Annotated in this window: 11 protein-coding genes; 5 read left to right on the top strand and 6 right to left on the bottom strand. The window is 73.1% G+C overall.

Annotation, left to right across the window (positions count from 1 at the left end):
• The first annotated feature begins 11 nt into the window (after positions 1-11).
• Positions 12-1,286, top strand: a complete 1,275-nt coding sequence (locus tag AC061S_RS16465) for an RNA-guided endonuclease InsQ/TnpB family protein (RefSeq protein WP_478686691.1) — start codon at positions 12-14, stop codon at positions 1,284-1,286.
• A 163-nt stretch (positions 1,287-1,449) separates the two neighbouring features.
• Here AC061S_RS16465 and AC061S_RS16460 read toward each other — a convergent pair whose 3' ends face one another.
• From AC061S_RS16460 to AC061S_RS16450, 3 genes are read right to left on the bottom strand one after another with little or no spacing between them, the layout of a single operon-like run.
• The gene (locus tag AC061S_RS16460) at positions 1,450-2,529 is read right to left on the bottom strand and encodes an ABC transporter ATP-binding protein (RefSeq protein WP_478686690.1); all 1,080 of its coding nucleotides are present in this window, start codon (positions 2,527-2,529) and stop codon (positions 1,450-1,452) included.
• The gene (locus tag AC061S_RS16455) at positions 2,526-4,121 is read right to left on the bottom strand and encodes an ABC transporter permease (RefSeq protein ID WP_478686689.1); all 1,596 of its coding nucleotides are present in this window, start codon (positions 4,119-4,121) and stop codon (positions 2,526-2,528) included. The genes AC061S_RS16460 and AC061S_RS16455 overlap by 4 nt, the downstream gene beginning before the upstream one ends.
• 5 nt (positions 4,122-4,126) lie before the next feature.
• The gene (locus AC061S_RS16450; RefSeq protein ID WP_478686688.1) at positions 4,127-5,146 is read right to left on the bottom strand and encodes an iron ABC transporter substrate-binding protein; all 1,020 of its coding nucleotides are present in this window, start codon (positions 5,144-5,146) and stop codon (positions 4,127-4,129) included.
• Between the two features lie 215 nt (positions 5,147-5,361).
• Between AC061S_RS16450 and AC061S_RS16445 the strand changes: the two genes are divergently transcribed.
• Complete coding sequence (locus AC061S_RS16445) at positions 5,362-7,995, top strand: AMP-binding protein (protein ID WP_478686687.1); 2,634 nt, start codon at positions 5,362-5,364, stop codon at positions 7,993-7,995.
• Here the strand turns inward: AC061S_RS16445 and AC061S_RS16440 are convergent.
• From AC061S_RS16440 to AC061S_RS16430, 3 genes are all read right to left on the bottom strand, one after another.
• Positions 7,988-9,196 carry an isochorismate synthase gene (locus tag AC061S_RS16440; protein ID WP_478686686.1) on the bottom strand — a complete coding sequence of 403 codons (1,209 nt, stop codon included), beginning with the start codon at positions 9,194-9,196 and terminating at the stop codon, positions 7,988-7,990. The two genes, AC061S_RS16445 and AC061S_RS16440, sit on opposite strands and share 8 nt — an antisense overlap.
• Positions 9,197-9,330: 134 nt before the next feature.
• Positions 9,331-10,134: a class I SAM-dependent methyltransferase gene (locus AC061S_RS16435; protein WP_478686685.1), complete on the bottom strand. Its 804-nt coding sequence runs from the start codon at positions 10,132-10,134 to the stop codon at positions 9,331-9,333.
• Positions 10,131-11,408: an AMP-binding protein gene (locus AC061S_RS16430; protein WP_478686684.1), complete on the bottom strand. Its 1,278-nt coding sequence runs from the start codon at positions 11,406-11,408 to the stop codon at positions 10,131-10,133. Before AC061S_RS16430 ends, AC061S_RS16435 begins: the two co-directional genes overlap by 4 nt.
• A gap of 78 nt (positions 11,409-11,486) precedes the next feature.
• Here AC061S_RS16430 and AC061S_RS16425 point away from each other — a divergent pair, with 78 nt between their 5' ends.
• From AC061S_RS16425 to menD, 3 genes are read left to right on the top strand one after another with little or no spacing between them, the layout of a single operon-like run.
• Positions 11,487-12,386 carry a 1,4-dihydroxy-2-naphthoyl-CoA synthase gene (locus AC061S_RS16425; RefSeq protein WP_478686683.1) on the top strand — a complete coding sequence of 300 codons (900 nt, stop codon included), beginning with the start codon at positions 11,487-11,489 and terminating at the stop codon, positions 12,384-12,386.
• The gene (locus tag AC061S_RS16420) at positions 12,374-13,342 is read left to right on the top strand and encodes an o-succinylbenzoate synthase (protein WP_478686682.1); all 969 of its coding nucleotides are present in this window, start codon (positions 12,374-12,376) and stop codon (positions 13,340-13,342) included. Before AC061S_RS16425 ends, AC061S_RS16420 begins: the two co-directional genes overlap by 13 nt.
• Positions 13,339-15,075 (top strand): 2-succinyl-5-enolpyruvyl-6-hydroxy-3-cyclohexene-1-carboxylic-acid synthase, encoded by a 1,737-nt coding sequence (gene menD, locus AC061S_RS16415; protein ID WP_478686681.1) that lies wholly within the window; start codon positions 13,339-13,341, stop codon positions 15,073-15,075. Before AC061S_RS16420 ends, menD begins: the two co-directional genes overlap by 4 nt.
• The last annotated feature ends 30 nt before the right edge of the window (positions 15,076-15,105 follow it).

The raw sequence follows: 15,105 nt of genomic DNA, 5'->3' as shown, positions 1-15,105 counted from the left end.
GGTTCCCGATTGTGAGTCAAGACACCCTGGTCAAGCGGCAGTTCGGGCACCGTGCCCGGCTTGCGCTGTCTCCTGCCAGGGTTCGCGCGGCGGATGATCAGGCGCACGCGGCCCGCGCTCTGTGGAACCTGCTGCACGCGTGGTGGCGGATGATGCCGAAGGATAAGCGGAACCTGGCGAATGCGGACGCCGCGATCCGGCAGGCCCGCGAGGACATCGACTTTCTCGCCGTCCTGCCCGCGCAGGCCGCGCAAGCGGTGCTCAAGACGTACTTCCGGGCGTGGAAGAACTGCTGGGAGGGCCGCGCCGACGCCCCGAACTTCAAGGGCCGCATCCGCACGGTGATGTCCGTGGACATCCCGCAGGGCCGCGACCTGAACATCGTCCGCGTGCACCGCCGATGGGGCATGGCCAACATTCCCAAGGTGGGCCGGGTCCGCTTCCGGTGGACCAAAGACCTTCCGGTCGGCAAGCACGCAGGCGCGGAGAACCGGATCACCGGGGCCCGGCTGGTCAAGGACGCGCTCGGCTGGCACATCGCTTTCCGTGTTCAGACCCTTGAGGTCAAGCCCGCACCCCGCCATGGGTCGGATATCGGCATCGACGTGGGCGTCACCGTCCCGATCGCCCTCTCGGACGGCGAAACGTACGAGCACGGCGAATGGCTGAACGACAAGGAGAAGGCCAAGCTCCTGCGCTTGGAGCAGCGCGCTGCAAGGCGTAAGCACCACCGCAGCGAGCGCACCAGCGGCCGGCTGCACCGCACCTACGACCAGATCGCTGGACTCCGCGCGAAAGCCAAGCGCCGGGCCCTGGACTGGCAGCATCAGACGACTACGACCATCGCCCGCACCTACGGCACCGTCGTGGTCGAAGCACTGACCATCACCAACATGGTCAAGTCGGCCAAGGGAACCATCGAGGAGCCGGGGAAGAACGTCGCCCAGAAGTCAGGGCTGAACCGTGCCATCAGCGGGGAGGCGTGGGGCCGGACGGTCACCATGCTGGCGTACAAGACCGCCCGGCACGGCGGGACCCTGCACAAGGTCCCGGCCCCCGGCACGTCCCAACGCTGCTCCGTCTGCGGTGTCACCACGCCGGGTAGTAGGGAGTCCCAGGCTGTGTTCGTGTGCAAGAACCCGGACTGTGGCTGGTCGGGCAACGCCGACCACAACGCGGCCCGCAACGTCTTGCATCTGTACCGGATGGGCCTCGCGCTCGTCCCGGCTGCCGGGAGGGCAGTCGTCAGGCGCGCCAAGCGCGTCAAGCCCGCTGCCGCAAGGTAAGCAGGAATCTCCCGGCTTCAGCCGGGAGAGCACTTCAAAGCGCCGGCACCAACCACATCAACACCGTGCCGAAGTCCTGACCCCGGCCCGGAGCGAGCCGGGCCGTACACGTCCACGTCCACGTCCAGGTCCGCGCCCACCGGGGTGAGGACCTGAACGGCGGTCAGAGCAGCGGCCGGCACGCTCCGGGTGACGATCCGACGACGGGGTGCAGGGTCGCCTCCCCCGTCACTTCGATGCCCGTGCGCTCCCCGGGCCGGGCCACGGCCGGGCTGGGGACCCGGACGTCGATGGGCTCGTCGATGCCGTCGACGGCGACGGTGACCATGGCGTCGTGACCGTAGAAGCGGACGTCGGTCACCGTGCCGCTGGCTTGGGCCGCGTCCGGGTCGGTCAGCCGGAGCTGCTCCGGCCGCAACAGCACCACGCCCTCGCGGAGAGGGCCGGGCGGGTCCGTCAGGGGGATGCGGCCGAGCACGGTGGCCGCCGCGTCCCGGTCCGCGGTGCCGGAGACCAGTACCGCGTCGCCGACGAAGGCGGCGACCCAGGGGTCGGCGGGACGGCTGTACACCTCGTGCGGTGTGGCGCACTGCGCCACCCGGCCGTCCCGGACGACGGCGACGAGGTCGGCGGTCGACAGGGCTTCCTGCTGGTCGTGGGTGACGAGCAGGGCGGTGGCGCCGGTGGCGCGCAGGGCCGCGCGCACGTCGGCCCGTACGCCGGTGCGCAGGGCGGCGTCGAGGGCGTTGAACGGCTCGTCGAGGAGGACCAGGGCGGGCTGCGGCGCCAGGGCCCGGGCCAGGGCGATGCGCTGCTGCTGGCCGCCGGACAGCTCGTGCGGCATGCGGTCGCCGTAGCCGGCCAGTCCGACGAGTTCGAGCATCTCCTCCGTGCGCCGCCGCCGGGCGGACCGGTCGAGTCCGGTCAGGCCGAAGGCGACGTTGCGGGCCACGCTCAAGTGCGGGAAGAGCGCGCCCTCCTGGGGCACGATGCCGATGCGGCGGCGTTCGGGCGGAAGGTGGACCCCGGGGCCGCTGAGCACGCGTCCGTCGAGGGTGACGGTGCCCGCGTCGGCGCGCAGGAAGCCCGCGATGATGCGCAGCAGCGTGGTCTTGCCGCAGCCCGAGGGGCCGAGGACCGCCGTCAGCGCGCCGCCGGGGAGGGTGAGGTCGAGGCCGTCGAGGACCGGCGCCGCACCGGGGCCGTACGCCTTGGCCAGTCCGGCGATCTGCAGGTCGGTCATGTGCGGTGCCTTCCGAGGAGGTAGGACGGGATGGCGGCCAGCAGGATCAGCGCCGCGGCGTAGGGCGCGGCGGCGGCGAAGGATCCGGTGCCGGTCTCCGTCCACAGGCGGGTGGCCAGGGTGTCCATTCCCGTGGGGCGCAGCAGGAGGGTGGCGGGGAGTTCCTTCATGCACACGACGAAGGTGAGCGCGGCTCCGGCGGCGACCCCGGGGGCGGCCAGCGGCACGGTCACCTCGCGCAGCACCCGCAGCGGGGTGCGGCCGAGGGAGCGGGCGACGTCCTCCAGGACGGGCGGGGACTGGAGCACGGCCGCGCGGGTGCCCGCGACGGCGACGGGCAGGAAGAGCACGGCGTACGCGCAGACCAGCAGCGGGAGTTCCTGGTAGATCGGTTCGGCGTAGCGGACCGCGAAGAAGACCAGGGACAGGGCCACGGTGATGCCCGGGAGTGCGTGCCCGGCGTAGGCCGACTGCTCCAGCAGTCGGGCGGTCCGGCCGCGGTAGCGCGCGGCGATCACGCCGACCGGGAGGGCGAGCAGGGTGGTGAACGCGGCTCCCGCGGCGGCGACGCCGAGGGTGGTGGCGGCGGTGTCGAGGAGCGTCGCCGGGTCCCAGGTCGCGGAGTTGCCGACGGCCAGCCAGTACCCGAGCGTCGCCAGCGGGGTGAGGACGGCGACGCCGGTGACCGCCGCGCACCAGGCCAGCGCGGGCGCCAGCCAGCGGCCCAGCGCGGCGGGAACGGCGGGGCGGGCGGTGCCGCCGCCCGTTCTCGCGTGGCCGGCCCGGCCGCGGGTCCGCGCCTCGGCGGCGACCAGGGCGATCGTCATCACCACGAGGACGATGCTGAGGGCGGCGGCCGGGGTGCGGTCGAAGCTGGCCCGGTAGGAGGTGTAGATGCCGCGGGTGAAGGTGTCGTAGCGCATGAGCGACACGGCGCCGAAGTCGGAGAACACGTACAGCGCGACGAGGACCGCCCCGCCGGCGGCGGCGGGCCGCAGCTGCGGCAGCGTCACCCGCAGGAAGGTCTTGAGCGGGCCGTGGCCGAGGGAGCGGGCCACCTCCTCCTGCGCCGGGTCGGTGCCGCGCAGGGCGGCGGTGACGGGCAGGTAGACGTACGGGAAGCTCACCAGCGTCAGCGCGAGGGCGGACCCGGTGAAGCCGGCCAGCTCCGGGAAGGCGGAGAGCCAGGCGAAGGCGGCGACGTAGCTCGGCACGGCGAGCGGCAGGGTCACCAGCACCGACCAGGCCCGGGCGCCGGGCAGGTCGGTGCGTACGGTCAGCCAGGCCAGGGAGACGCCCAGGACCAGGCAGGCCGAGACGACCACGGCGGCCAGTCCGAGGCTGCGGCCGAGCAGTTGGGCGGTGCGCTCGTCGGCGATGACGTCCCAGGCGAAGGCCGGGCCGCGCTCCAGGGAGCGGACGGCGAGGTAGCCGAGGGGCAGCAGGGCGAACACCGCGGCGACGGCCGCGGGAACGAGCAGGACGGCAGGTGGCCGGCGTCCGGCACGCCACCGCCCGGTCGGCGCGGTGGCGCCGTCCGGGCGGTGGGCGGTGGCCGGATCCGTCGGCGTGCCGGGATCCGTGGCGGGCATGGAGGTCAGACCATCCCGGCTTCCTGGAGCATCTTCAGGGTCTCCTGAAGCGATTCCAGCTTCCCGAGGTCGATCTTCGGGGCGTCCAGGGAGGCCAGCGGCGGCAGGCCCTTGACCGTGCTGGTCACGCCCGAGGCGAGCGGGTACTCCTTGGTGTCCTCGGCGAAGTACTTCTGCGCCTTCTCCGAGAGCAGGAAGTCGACGGCCTTCTGGGCGACCGGGGCCTGGTCGCTTCCCTTGAGGATGGCGACACCGGCGGTGTTGACGAGACCGCCCGCGTCACCCCCGGGGAGGAAGTGGATCTTCGCCTTGACCTTGGCCTCGCCCTTCTCGGCGACCTGCTCGTACCAGTAGTAGTGGTTGACCAGTCCGAGCGAGACCTCGCCCTTGCCGACCGCTTCCAGCACCTTGAGGTTGTTGTCGTACACCTTCGGCTCGTTGGCCTTGAGGCCCTTCAGCCAGGTGCGGGTGGCGTCGTCGCCCTCCAGGACGCGCATGCCGGTGACGAAGGCCTGGAAGGAGGCGTTCGTCGGGACGTAGCCGACCTTCCCCTTCCACTCCGGCTTGACCAGATCGTGGACGGTGTCCGGCACCTTGGACACCTGTCCGGGGTGGTACGCGAGGACGCGGACCCGCCCGGAGGTGCCCACCCAGTCACCCGCGCCACCGCGGAAGCCGGGGTCCACCTTGTCGAGGGACGCCTGCGGAAGCTTCTCCAGCATGCCCTTCGTGGACAGGGCCCCGAGGGCGCCGGCGTCCTGGGAGAAGAACAGCCCGGCCTTGGTCTTGTCGCCCTCTTCCTGGATCTGGGCGGCCAGTTCGGCGCTCTCGCCGTAGCGGACGGCGACCGTGGTGCCGACGGCCTTCTCCAGCTCGTCGAGGAGCGGCTTGACCAGCTTCTCGTTGCGGCCCGAGTAGATGACGAGCCCCGCGTCGTCCTCGTCGACCCCGCAGCCTGCGACGGCGGGGAGGAGAAGTGCCGCCGCGAAGAGCGCGGTCAGGCGTCGGACCAAGGGGCGTCGCATGGGAAGCCTTCCTACAGGGGCAGTGGAGAACGGGTACCGCCCCATAAGTAAGGTAAAGCTAACCTAAAGGTCAAGGGTGACGCACGCAACAATCCGGTCGCACCCACCCATCGGCGGAGCCGACCCTACCGCTTAATTTCCTGTGGATCTTCCATGAGCCATCTGTGACTTTCCTGTGACTATCGGGCGAGGTAAGGCTTTCCTAAGATTCGTCCGTGACAGTCCTTCCCGACCTCCTCCCAGGCACCGCGTCCGTCCCGTTCGCCCTCGGCCTCGCCGCCCACGGCGACCGGACCGCCGTCATCACGGCCGACGGCCCGGTCAGCTATGCCGAGTTGGCCGCGCGCGTGGACAGTGCGGCCCGCCGCCTCGGCAGGGAACGCCGTCTCGTCCTGCTGGTCGGTTCCAACACCGTCGACGCCCTCGTCGTCCACCTCGCCGCCCTCGCGGCGGGGCACCCCGTCCTCCTGGTGCCGGGCGACCACCCCGAAGCCGTCCAGTCCCTGATCGACGCGTACGACCCGGACGTCGTGGCCCGCCCCGAAGGCGGGGAGATGCGGCTCGACGAGCGCCGCGAGGTCTCGGCGCACGAGCTGCACCCGGACCTCGCGCTGCTGCTGAGCACCTCGGGCTCGACCGGATCGCCGAAGCTCGTCCGGCTGTCGCACGAGAACCTCCAGGCCAACGCGGAGTCCATCGCGCAGTACCTGGACATCCGGGACACCGACCGCGCCGCGACCACCCTGCCCCTGCACTACTGCTACGGCCTGTCCGTCGTGCACAGCCACCTCCTGCGCGGGGCCGGACTGATCCTGACCGACCTGTCGGTCGCCGACACCTGCTTCTGGGAGCTGTTCAAGGCCGGCCGGGGGACGGCCCTCGCCGGGGTTCCGTACACCTTCGACCTGCTCGACCGGGTCGGTTTCGCCGCCATGGAACTGCCCCACCTGCGCTACGTCACCCAGGCGGGCGGGCGCCTGGCACCCGACCGGGTCCGGCGGTACGCCGCGCTCGGCCGCGCCGCCGGCTGGAAGCTCTTCGTGATGTACGGCCAGACCGAGGCGACGGCCCGCATGGCCTACCTGCCGCCGCACCTCGCGGAATCCCGCCCCGAGGCGGCGGGGATCCCCATTCCCGGCGGCTCCTTCCGGCTCCGGCCGCTGCCCGACGGCCCCGCCGACGGCGCCCACAGCCCCGACGAGAACACCGGCGAACTGGTCTACTCGGGCCCCAACGTCATGCTCGGCTACGCCCGGACCCCCGCGGACCTCGCGCTCGGCCGGACCGTGCACGAGCTCCCCACCGGCGACATCGCGCGCCGCGCCCCCGACGGGCTGTACGAGATCGTCGGCCGGAGCAGCCGGTTCGCGAAGATCCTCGGCCTGCGCATCGACCCCGGGCAGGTCGAGGCGATGCTCGCCCGGCACGGCGTCAGCGCCCTGTGCACCGGCGACGACGAGGCGCTGCGCATCGCGGCCGTCGGCGGCGACGACTCCGATGCCCGCCGGATAGCCCGGCGCGTGGCCGAGGAGTGCGGTCTGCCGGCCCGCGTCGTCCACGTCCGCGTCCTGCCCGCCCTCCCCCGCCTCCCCTCGGGCAAGCCCGACTACCGTGCGGTGCGCGAAGCGGCCCGCCAGGCGCCCGACGCCACCACCGGCCGCGAAGCCGCCCCGAAGGGCGCCCCCGAGAGCCTGCGCCTGCTCTACGCCCGGGTCCTCGACCGCCCCGACGCCACGGAGGACAGCTCCTTCGTCAGCCTGGGCGGCGATTCGCTCTCGTACGTGGAGATGTCGATCCAGCTCGAAGAGCGCCTCGGCCACCTGCCGGCGGGCTGGCACACCACACCGATCCGGGATCTCAGGCCGCCCGCGCACGCGGAGACCTCCCGCAGGCGGACCCTGGAGACGAGCGTCGCGCTCCGCGCCCTGGCGATCTTCTGCATCGTCGGCTCGCACATCCAGGTCTTCGGCATCAAGGGCGGGGCGCACATCCTGCTCGCGGTCGCCGGATACAACTTCGCCCGCTTCCACCTCACCACCGCCGAACGGCGCGTACGCGTACGCCGGGGCTGGACCAGCCTCGCCCGCGTCGCACTGCCCAGCACGGCCTGGATCGGCCTGATCCTGCTCCTCAACGACGACTACACGCTCGCCAATCTCTTCCTGCTCGACAGCGTCCTGGGGCCCGAAGGCCTCAAGACCGGCATGCACTTCTGGTTCATCGAGGCCCTCGTCTACATCCTGATCGCCGCCGTCGTCCTCCTGGGCCTGCCCGCGGTGGACCGGGCGGAGCGCCGGTTCCCCTACGCCCTGCCCCTGGCCCTCGCCGGCCTGGGGCTCCTCACCCGCTACGACCTCGTCGGCCTGCCGGAGCGCGGGCAGATCCCGGACGCCGTCACGGTCTTCTGGCTGTTCGCCCTCGGCTGGGCGGCGGCTAAGGCCGCCACCGTGCGACAGCGCCTGCTGGTCACGGCCGTGGCCCTGGCCACCGTGCCGGGCTTCTTCCCCGGCGACCCCGGGCGCGAGGCGATCATCCTCGCCGGATTCGTACTCCTGGTCTGGGTGCCCAGCCTCCCCAGCCGCGAGCGCCTCAACCAACTGGCCGGCCTCCTCGCGACCAGCTCCCTGTACATCTACCTGACCCACTGGCAGATCTTCCCGCTCATCGACGGGTTCTCCCGGCACGCGGCGTTCCTCGCCTCGCTCCTCTTCGGCATCGCCTACGCGGCCGGCGTCGCCCGCCTGCTGAAGGGCGTGTCCGCGGGGACGAAGGCCCTCACGAGCAGGGCGGCGGTGGCGAGAACGGCCGGGCCGCGGCGCACCCGCCGGACGGCGTGTCCGCCTACCTGAGGGCGGGCACCCTTTCCTCGAAGAGGCTGCGCATCGCGGTCAGTTTCACCTCCGTCTCCTGCCACTCGGCTTCCGGTTCGGAGCCGGCCACGATTCCGCAGCCCGCGTACAGCCGCAGGCGGCTTCCCTCGATGGCCGCGCAGCGCAGGGCGATGCACCACTCGCCGTCGCCGTTGGCGTCCTGCCAGCCCACCGGGGCCGCGTACCTGCCCCGGTCGGTGTCCTCCAAGGCCCGGATCAGGTCGAGCGCCCGGCCGGTGGGTGTTCCTCCCACCGCCGCGGTGGGGTGCAGCGTCCCCGCGACCCCGAGGGAGGACAGGCTCTCGTCCAGGAGGCTGCCGTCGACGCGGGTGGCCAGATGTGTGAGGTGCGGCAGGTGCAGGAGTTCCGGCTCCGCGCAGGGGCGCAGTTCGGCGCAGAGCGGGCCCAGCGCGCCGATGACGGAGGCGGCCGCGTAGCCGTGCTCCTCGGCGATCTTCGCGGTGCCGATCGGGGTGGTGCCGCCCGGCCAGGAGGTGCCGGCCAGGACGATGGACGTGATCTGCCGTCCGGTCCGTCGGACGAGGAGTTCGGGCGTGGCACCGGCGAGGCCGTCGACGGCGAAGCTGAAGCAGTCCGGGTAGCGGTCGGACAGGGTGGCGGCCAGCGTGCGGAGGTCCGCGGGGTGGCTGAGTTCGCCGGTCGTCTGCCGGGCGAGGACGACCTTGCGGGCCTCGCCGTCGTTGATCCGGCGCACGGCCTCGCCGACGGCCTGGTGCCATCGGGGCCTCGCGGCCGGATCGTGGCGCCAGACCGCCTGCGGCAACGGGCCGAGCTCCTGCCTGGGAACGGCGCCGGGAGGCGGTCCGACGGTGGTCATCCACGAGACGCCGGCCCGGCGCCCGACCAGGACGCGGGGTACCACCAGCGCCGATGTGCCCGCCGCGGCGAAGGTGAAGCTCCCGAAGGCGACGGGGCCGGTGCCCGGCAGGCGGACCTCGTCGTCCACGACGGCCGCCGCGGTCCACTCCCGCCACAGGCGGTCGGCCTCGCGGAAGCGGTCAGGGCCGGTGGTCTCCAGGCGGACGGCTTCCCCCCATGCCGCCAGTCCGTCCCCCCGGTGCAGCCACAGCATGCCGGAGGGGCCGGGAGGCAGGGTGGCCAGGGGTCCGGGGTCGGGCACGTGAACGGTGGTGACCTTGAGCGGAGTGCTGCTGCTCACGTGGTGGTCGCTCGCTTTCAGGACATGGGCTTGGGCATGGACGTGGACGGGGTTGGGGCATGGACGTGGACGGGGTTGGCGCATGGACGTGGACGGGGTTGGCGCATGGACGTGGACGGGGTTGGCGCAGCGGCTCAAGGGCGGCGGGCCTGCACGGTGTGCACCGTGAAGGACACCGCACGGAACGCCTCGTGCGCCAAGGCCGCCCGGGCGGTGCGCAGGGTGTCCTGGTCCAGCCCGGCGCGCAGCAACCCCGGTTCCAGGTGGTGGCTGTTGCTGAGCATCAGTGCCGCCCCGGCCGAGGTCCGGTCCCAGACCTCGGTGTGGCAGTGCGCGTCGATGCCCGTGTACCCGGTGTCGACCAGTGCCTGGGCCACCCCGGGGCCCCATGAGGGATCCGCTCCGGCCTGCCTCAGCACGGCCACGAGGGTGTCCCGGTAGACCGCGTACGCCCGGGCGTGGTGCTCGTCGTGTGCGGTGACGACGGGCCAGTGCGTGGTGTCGAGCTCGTCGACCTGCAGGACGCCGCCCGGCTTGAGCGTGCGCAGGAGCCGCCCGAGGACCGCCGTGCGGTCGGGCAGATGGCTCAGGACGAACCGGGCGTGAACGAGGTCGTAGGCGCTCTCGGGCAGCGGGTCGCCGGTGACGTCGTGGGCGCGGACGCTCAGGCCGGGGGCCTCGGGGATGCGGTGCGGTGCGATGTCCGTGGCCAGGACGCTGCCGCCGGGCGCCACCCGGGCGGCGAGCCACAGGGCGACGCTGCCGCCGCCGGCTCCGACCTCCAGGCAGTGCCAGCCGGACCGGAGCCCGGTGGCGGCGAGGCGCCGGCACGTCAAGGGATCCAGGAGCCGGGCCAGGCTGTCGTGCTGGCCCTCGGCGTGTTCGTTGGAGTTGTCGAAGGCGTAGGCGGGGCCGGGGACATGGGTCTCGGTGCTCATGGAGTCCTCCCAAGGACGGTACGGTCGCGGTCGAGCAGCGCGGTGAGTGCGGTCATGTCGGTCTTGCCTCCGTGGAGGCGGGGAAGGCAGGGCAGGAAGGTGACGTGGCGCGGGGCCGCCCAGGGGGCGAGCCGTTCGCGGACCCAGGTCCTCAGCTCGGCCTCGGACGGCGGCCTGACGGGGTCGGCGGGCACGACCGCGGCCACGAGGCACTGCCCCCACTCCGGGTCGGGCCGCCCCGTGACCACGGCCTCGCGTACTGCGGGGTGGGCCTCCAGGAGTACGGCGACCGGCTCCGGGGCGATGTTCTTGCCGCCGCTGATGACGATGTCGTCCAGCCTGCCGTGGAGGGTCAGCCGGCCGTCCGCGTCCACCAGTCCGGTGTCGCTCGTGCGGAACCCGTCCGGGCCGAACGCCTCGCGGGTCCGGTCGGGGTCCAGGCGGTAGCCGGAGAACAGGGCCGGTCCGTCCAGGACGATCCGCCCGGAGCCCGCCTCGGTGCTCACGCGGACACCGTCGAGGGGTACGCCGTCGTACACGCAGCCGCCGACGGTCTCGGTCATGCCGTACGTGGAAACGACCCGGGCTCCGAGGCGTTGGGCTTCCTCGACCAGCCCCGCCGGCGCGCGCGCCCCACCCAGCAGGATCGTCCGGAACGCCGAGAGGTCCCGGCCCAGCGAGGTCAGGCGGTGCAGCTGGGTGGGGACCAGGGACGTCAGGGCGCATCCGGTCTCCGCCGCCGCCAGGGCCGCTTCGGGCGAGAACCGGTCGAGGAAGACGGGCCGGGTGCCGCCGACCAGACCGCGGACGAGGACCTGGATCCCCGAGATGTGGTCGAGGGGCAGCGCACACAGCCAGGACACCCGGCGGCCTCCCCCGCCGTCACGGGATCCGGCGGATCCGCGTGTCCCCGGACCTGACCCGGAAGGAAGGATCCGGTCCAGGGACAGGCGGGCGGCAGCGATCAGGCTCGCGGCCGTGATCTCCACCCCTTTGGGTGATCCGGTCGACCCGGAGGTCGCCACGACCAGGGCCGTTTCCTCCGCCACCGGGAGGCCTCCCGGATAGGGGCGCTCACCGGCCGGCGTCCGGACGCTCGTCGGGCGGAGCGCCGCCAGGAGGGCTTCGCGCGCCGGGAGCGCCAGTCGGCCGCTGACCGGCAGGAGGGCGGGCCCGCTGCCCCGCAGCGCAGCGCGCAGCAGGGTCAGGAACGATTCTCCCGAGACACCGACGACTGCGCACAGTGACCGACCGACTACGCTTCGATCTTCCATGCGGGGACCTTACTGGTTGCGCGATCACGCCCCGCAACCGGCAACTCCCGCCGTTTCGACAGAGGAAGGGGCATACCCGTGGTCTCAGCCCTGTTCGACGCCTCCCGCTGGAAGGCCGTCGACGGATTCGAGTTCACCGACATCACCTACCACCGTGCCGTGGACCAGGGGACGGTGCGCATCGCCTTCGACCGCCCCGAGGTGCGCAACGCCTTCCGCCCGCACACGGTGGACGAACTGCACCAGGCCCTGGACCACGCCCGCTGCACCGGCGACGTCGGCTGCGTGCTCCTCACCGGCAACGGCCCCTCCCCCAAGGACGGCGGCTGGGCCTTCTGCTCGGGCGGCGACCAGCGGATCAGGGGCCGCGACGGCTACCGCTACGCGACCGGAGAGACCTCGCGGAGCTGGGACCCGACGCGTGCGGGCCGGCTGCACATCCTTGAGGTGCAGCGGCTGATCCGCTTCATGCCGAAGATCGTGGTCTGCCTGGTGCCGGGCTGGGCCGCGGGCGGCGGCCACAGCCTGCACGTCGTGTCCGACCTGACGCTCGCCAGCCGCGAGCACGCCCGCTTCAAGCAGACCGACGCGGACGTCGCCAGCTTCGACGGCGGATTCGGCTCCGCCTACCTGGCCCGCCAGGTGGGGCAGAAGTTCGCACGGGAGATCTTCCTGCTCGGCGACACCTACGACGCCGAGGCCGCGTACCGGATGGGCATGGTCAACGCAGCGGTTCCGCATGAGGAGTTGGAGGCCACCGCCCTCGAATGGGGCCGGAAGATCAACGGCAAGAGCCCCACCGCACAGCGCATGCTCAAGTTCGCCTTCAACCTGATCGACGACGGGCTCGTCGGACAGCAGCTGTTCGCCGGCGAGGCCACCCGCCTGGCCTACGGCACGGCGGAGGCCGAGGAGGGCCGCGACTCCTTCCTGGAGAAGCGCCCCGCCGACTGGACGGACTTCGCGTGGCAGTACTGAGCGGGCCCGCGACCCCCGACCGGCCGCTGTACGCGTTCTCCCTCCCCATGCGGATCCGCTTCCGCGGCCTGACCCGCCGCGAGGGCTGCCTGCTCCGCGGCCCCGCCGGCTGGGGCGAGTTCTCGCCCTTCGCCGAGTACGGGCCGCAGGAGAGCGCCCGCTGGCTGGCCTGCGCCCGGGAAGCCGCCCACACCGGCTGGCCGGCCCCGCTGCGGACCCGGATCCCGGTCAACGCGACCGTGCCGGCCGTCACCCCCGAAGCCGCACACGCTCTGGTCGCGGCTTCGGGCTGCACCACCGCCAAGGTGAAGGTCGCCGAGCCGGGCCAGAGCGAGGCGTCCGACATCGCCAGGGTGGAGGCGGTGCGCGACGCCCTCGGTCCCACGGGGCGGGTCCGGATCGACGCCAACGGCGCCTGGGACGTCGACCAGGCCGTGCGCATGCTCCGCGCGCTGGGCCGCTACGACCTCGAATACGCCGAGCAGCCGTGCGCCACCCTCGGCGAGCTCGCCCGGCTGCGGAGCCGGGTGAACGTGCCGATCGCGGCCGACGAATCGATCCGGCGTGCCGAGGACCCCTTGCGGGTCAGGGCCGCCGGCGCCGCCGACCTCGTGGTCCTCAAGGTCCAACCGCTCGGCGGCGTGCGGGCGGCCCTGGCCGTGGCCGAGGCCTGCGGCCTGCCCGTCGTGGTCTCCAGCGCCGTCGAGACCTCGGTCGGCCTGGCCGCCGGAGTCGCGCTCGCCGCCGCGCTGCCCGAACTCCCGTACGCCTGCGGCCTGGGCACCGTCGGACTGCTGGACGCGGACCTGAGCGAGTTCCCGCTCGCTCCCCGGGACGGCTGGATCGACGTACGCACCCCACCCGTCTCCGCAGCCCGACTGGCCACCCACGCCGCCCCGCTCGCCCCCTGGGCGGAGCGCCTCGCGCTGGCACACGCCCGACTGGAGCACGCATGACCGGCCCCGCCGTCCACCCCGCGACCGCGCTGGCCGAGGTCCTCACCGACGAATTCGTCCGCAACGGCGTCACCGAAGCCGTCCTGTCCCCCGGCTCGCGCTCGGCACCCCTCGCCCTCGCCCTCCACGAGGCCGACCGCACCGGGAGGCTCCGGTTGCACGTACGGATCGACGAACGCTCAGCCGGGTTCCTGGCCCTCGGCCTGGCCAAGGGCTCCGGTCGTCCGGTACCGGTCCTGTGCACGTCGGGAACCGCTGCCGCCAACCTTCACCCGGCGGTCGTCGAAGCGGACCGGTCCTGCGTCCCCCTCCTCCTGCTGACCGCCGACCGGCCGCCCGAACTACGCGACACCGGCGCCCCCCAGACGATCGACCAGATCCGGCTGTACGGCGGTGCGGTGCGGTGGTTCTGCGAGACCGGGGTCCCCGAGCGCCGCGAAGGCGCGGTGTCGTACTGGCGCTCCCTGGCCGCCCGCGCGTACGGCCACGCCGCCGGCGCACACCACGGTCCTGCCGGCCCCGTCCACCTCAACATCTCCTTCCGCACCCCGCTCGTACCCGCCCTCGGCAGCAGTCCCGACCCCTGGCCGGAATCCCTTGAGGGCCGGCCGGCCGGGGAACCCTGGTGCAGCACCCCGCCCCGCCGGGCCCCGGCGGGCGAGCCGCTGCCCACCACCGAACGCGGCGTACTGCTGCTGGGCGACGGCTGCCCCGACCCTGCGCCCCTGGTGGCGCACGCGCAGCGCGCCGGGTGGCCCGTCCTGGCGGAGCCCACCTCCGCCGGCCGCTACGGACCGAACGCGCTCACCGCCGCGGCGCACCTGCTCCGCGTCCCCGGATTCCTCGAGGCGCACCGCCCCGACCTGGTCGTGAGCGCCGGCCGGCCCGGGCTGACCCGGCAGCAGACCTCCCTGCTCAGCGCGGCCCGCACCCACCTGGTGGTCTCCGGCGCCCATCCCGCGGACCCCGCCAGAACGGCCCGTGCCCACCTCCGCCCACCCCCGCTCACCGACCCCGGCATCCCCGCACCGTCCCCTTCCCGCTGGCTCGACTCATGGCTCCGGGCCGACCGGGCCGTCCGCGAGGCCTTGGACGGCGTCCTCGACGCGGCTCCGGAGATCACCGCACCCGGTATCGCCCGCGCCCTCACCCGCTGCCTGCCCCCCGGCGCGCTCCTCTTCACCGGCCCCAGCCTCAGCATCCGCGATCTCGACCAGCACCTGCCCGTCCCCATCGGCCCTCCAGGGCCCACCGTCCTCGCCAACCGCGGAGCGAGCGGCATCGACGGAGTGGTGTCCAGCGCGATCGGCGCGGCCCTGGCCCGCGGCGGGCCCGCCTGCGCCCTGCTCGGTGACCTGACCCTGCTCCACGACCAGAACGGGTTGCTGCTCGGCCCGGGAGAACCGGTGCCCGACCTCGCCCTCCTCGTCGTCAACAACAACGGCGGAGGCATCTTCTCCCTGCTCGAACAGGCAGAACACCCGGGCCCCTTCGAGCGGGTCTTCGGCACCCCCCACAGTGCGGACCTCGCCCTCCTCGCCGAGGCGACCGCCACCCCGTACACCCGCCTGACGACGACGGACCGCCTCACCGAGGCGCTCGCCGGCAAGGGCATCCGCCTGGTCGAAGCACGCACCGACCGCAACCGGGACGCCGAACTGCGCGCCGCCCTCCAGTCCGCCGCGACCCGGGCCCTCGCCGGCCCTCGCCGGCCGGACGGCACCCGACACTAGAACGCTATGAAATACGCCATATCCGGCATT

Source organism: Streptomyces sp. CA189 (assembly GCF_056428985.1).
Note: the sequence above shows the minus strand (reverse complement) of the source record. Positions and strands in the feature narration are given on the sequence as shown.

Coding starts and splice junctions, on each gene's coding strand:
- AC061S_RS16460 (WP_478686690.1), bottom strand. CDS start 2,529: ATGACCGACCTGCAGATCGCCGGACTGGCCAAGGCGTACGGCCCCGGT.
- AC061S_RS16455 (WP_478686689.1), bottom strand. CDS start 4,121: ATGCCCGCCACGGATCCCGGCACGCCGACGGATCCGGCCACCGCCCAC.
- AC061S_RS16450 (WP_478686688.1), bottom strand. CDS start 5,146: ATGCGACGCCCCTTGGTCCGACGCCTGACCGCGCTCTTCGCGGCGGCA.
- AC061S_RS16435 (WP_478686685.1), bottom strand. CDS start 10,134: ATGAGCACCGAGACCCATGTCCCCGGCCCCGCCTACGCCTTCGACAAC.
- AC061S_RS16430 (WP_478686684.1), bottom strand. CDS start 11,408: ATGGAAGATCGAAGCGTAGTCGGTCGGTCACTGTGCGCAGTCGTCGGT.
- menD (WP_478686681.1), top strand. CDS start 13,339: ATGACCGGCCCCGCCGTCCACCCCGCGACCGCGCTGGCCGAGGTCCTC.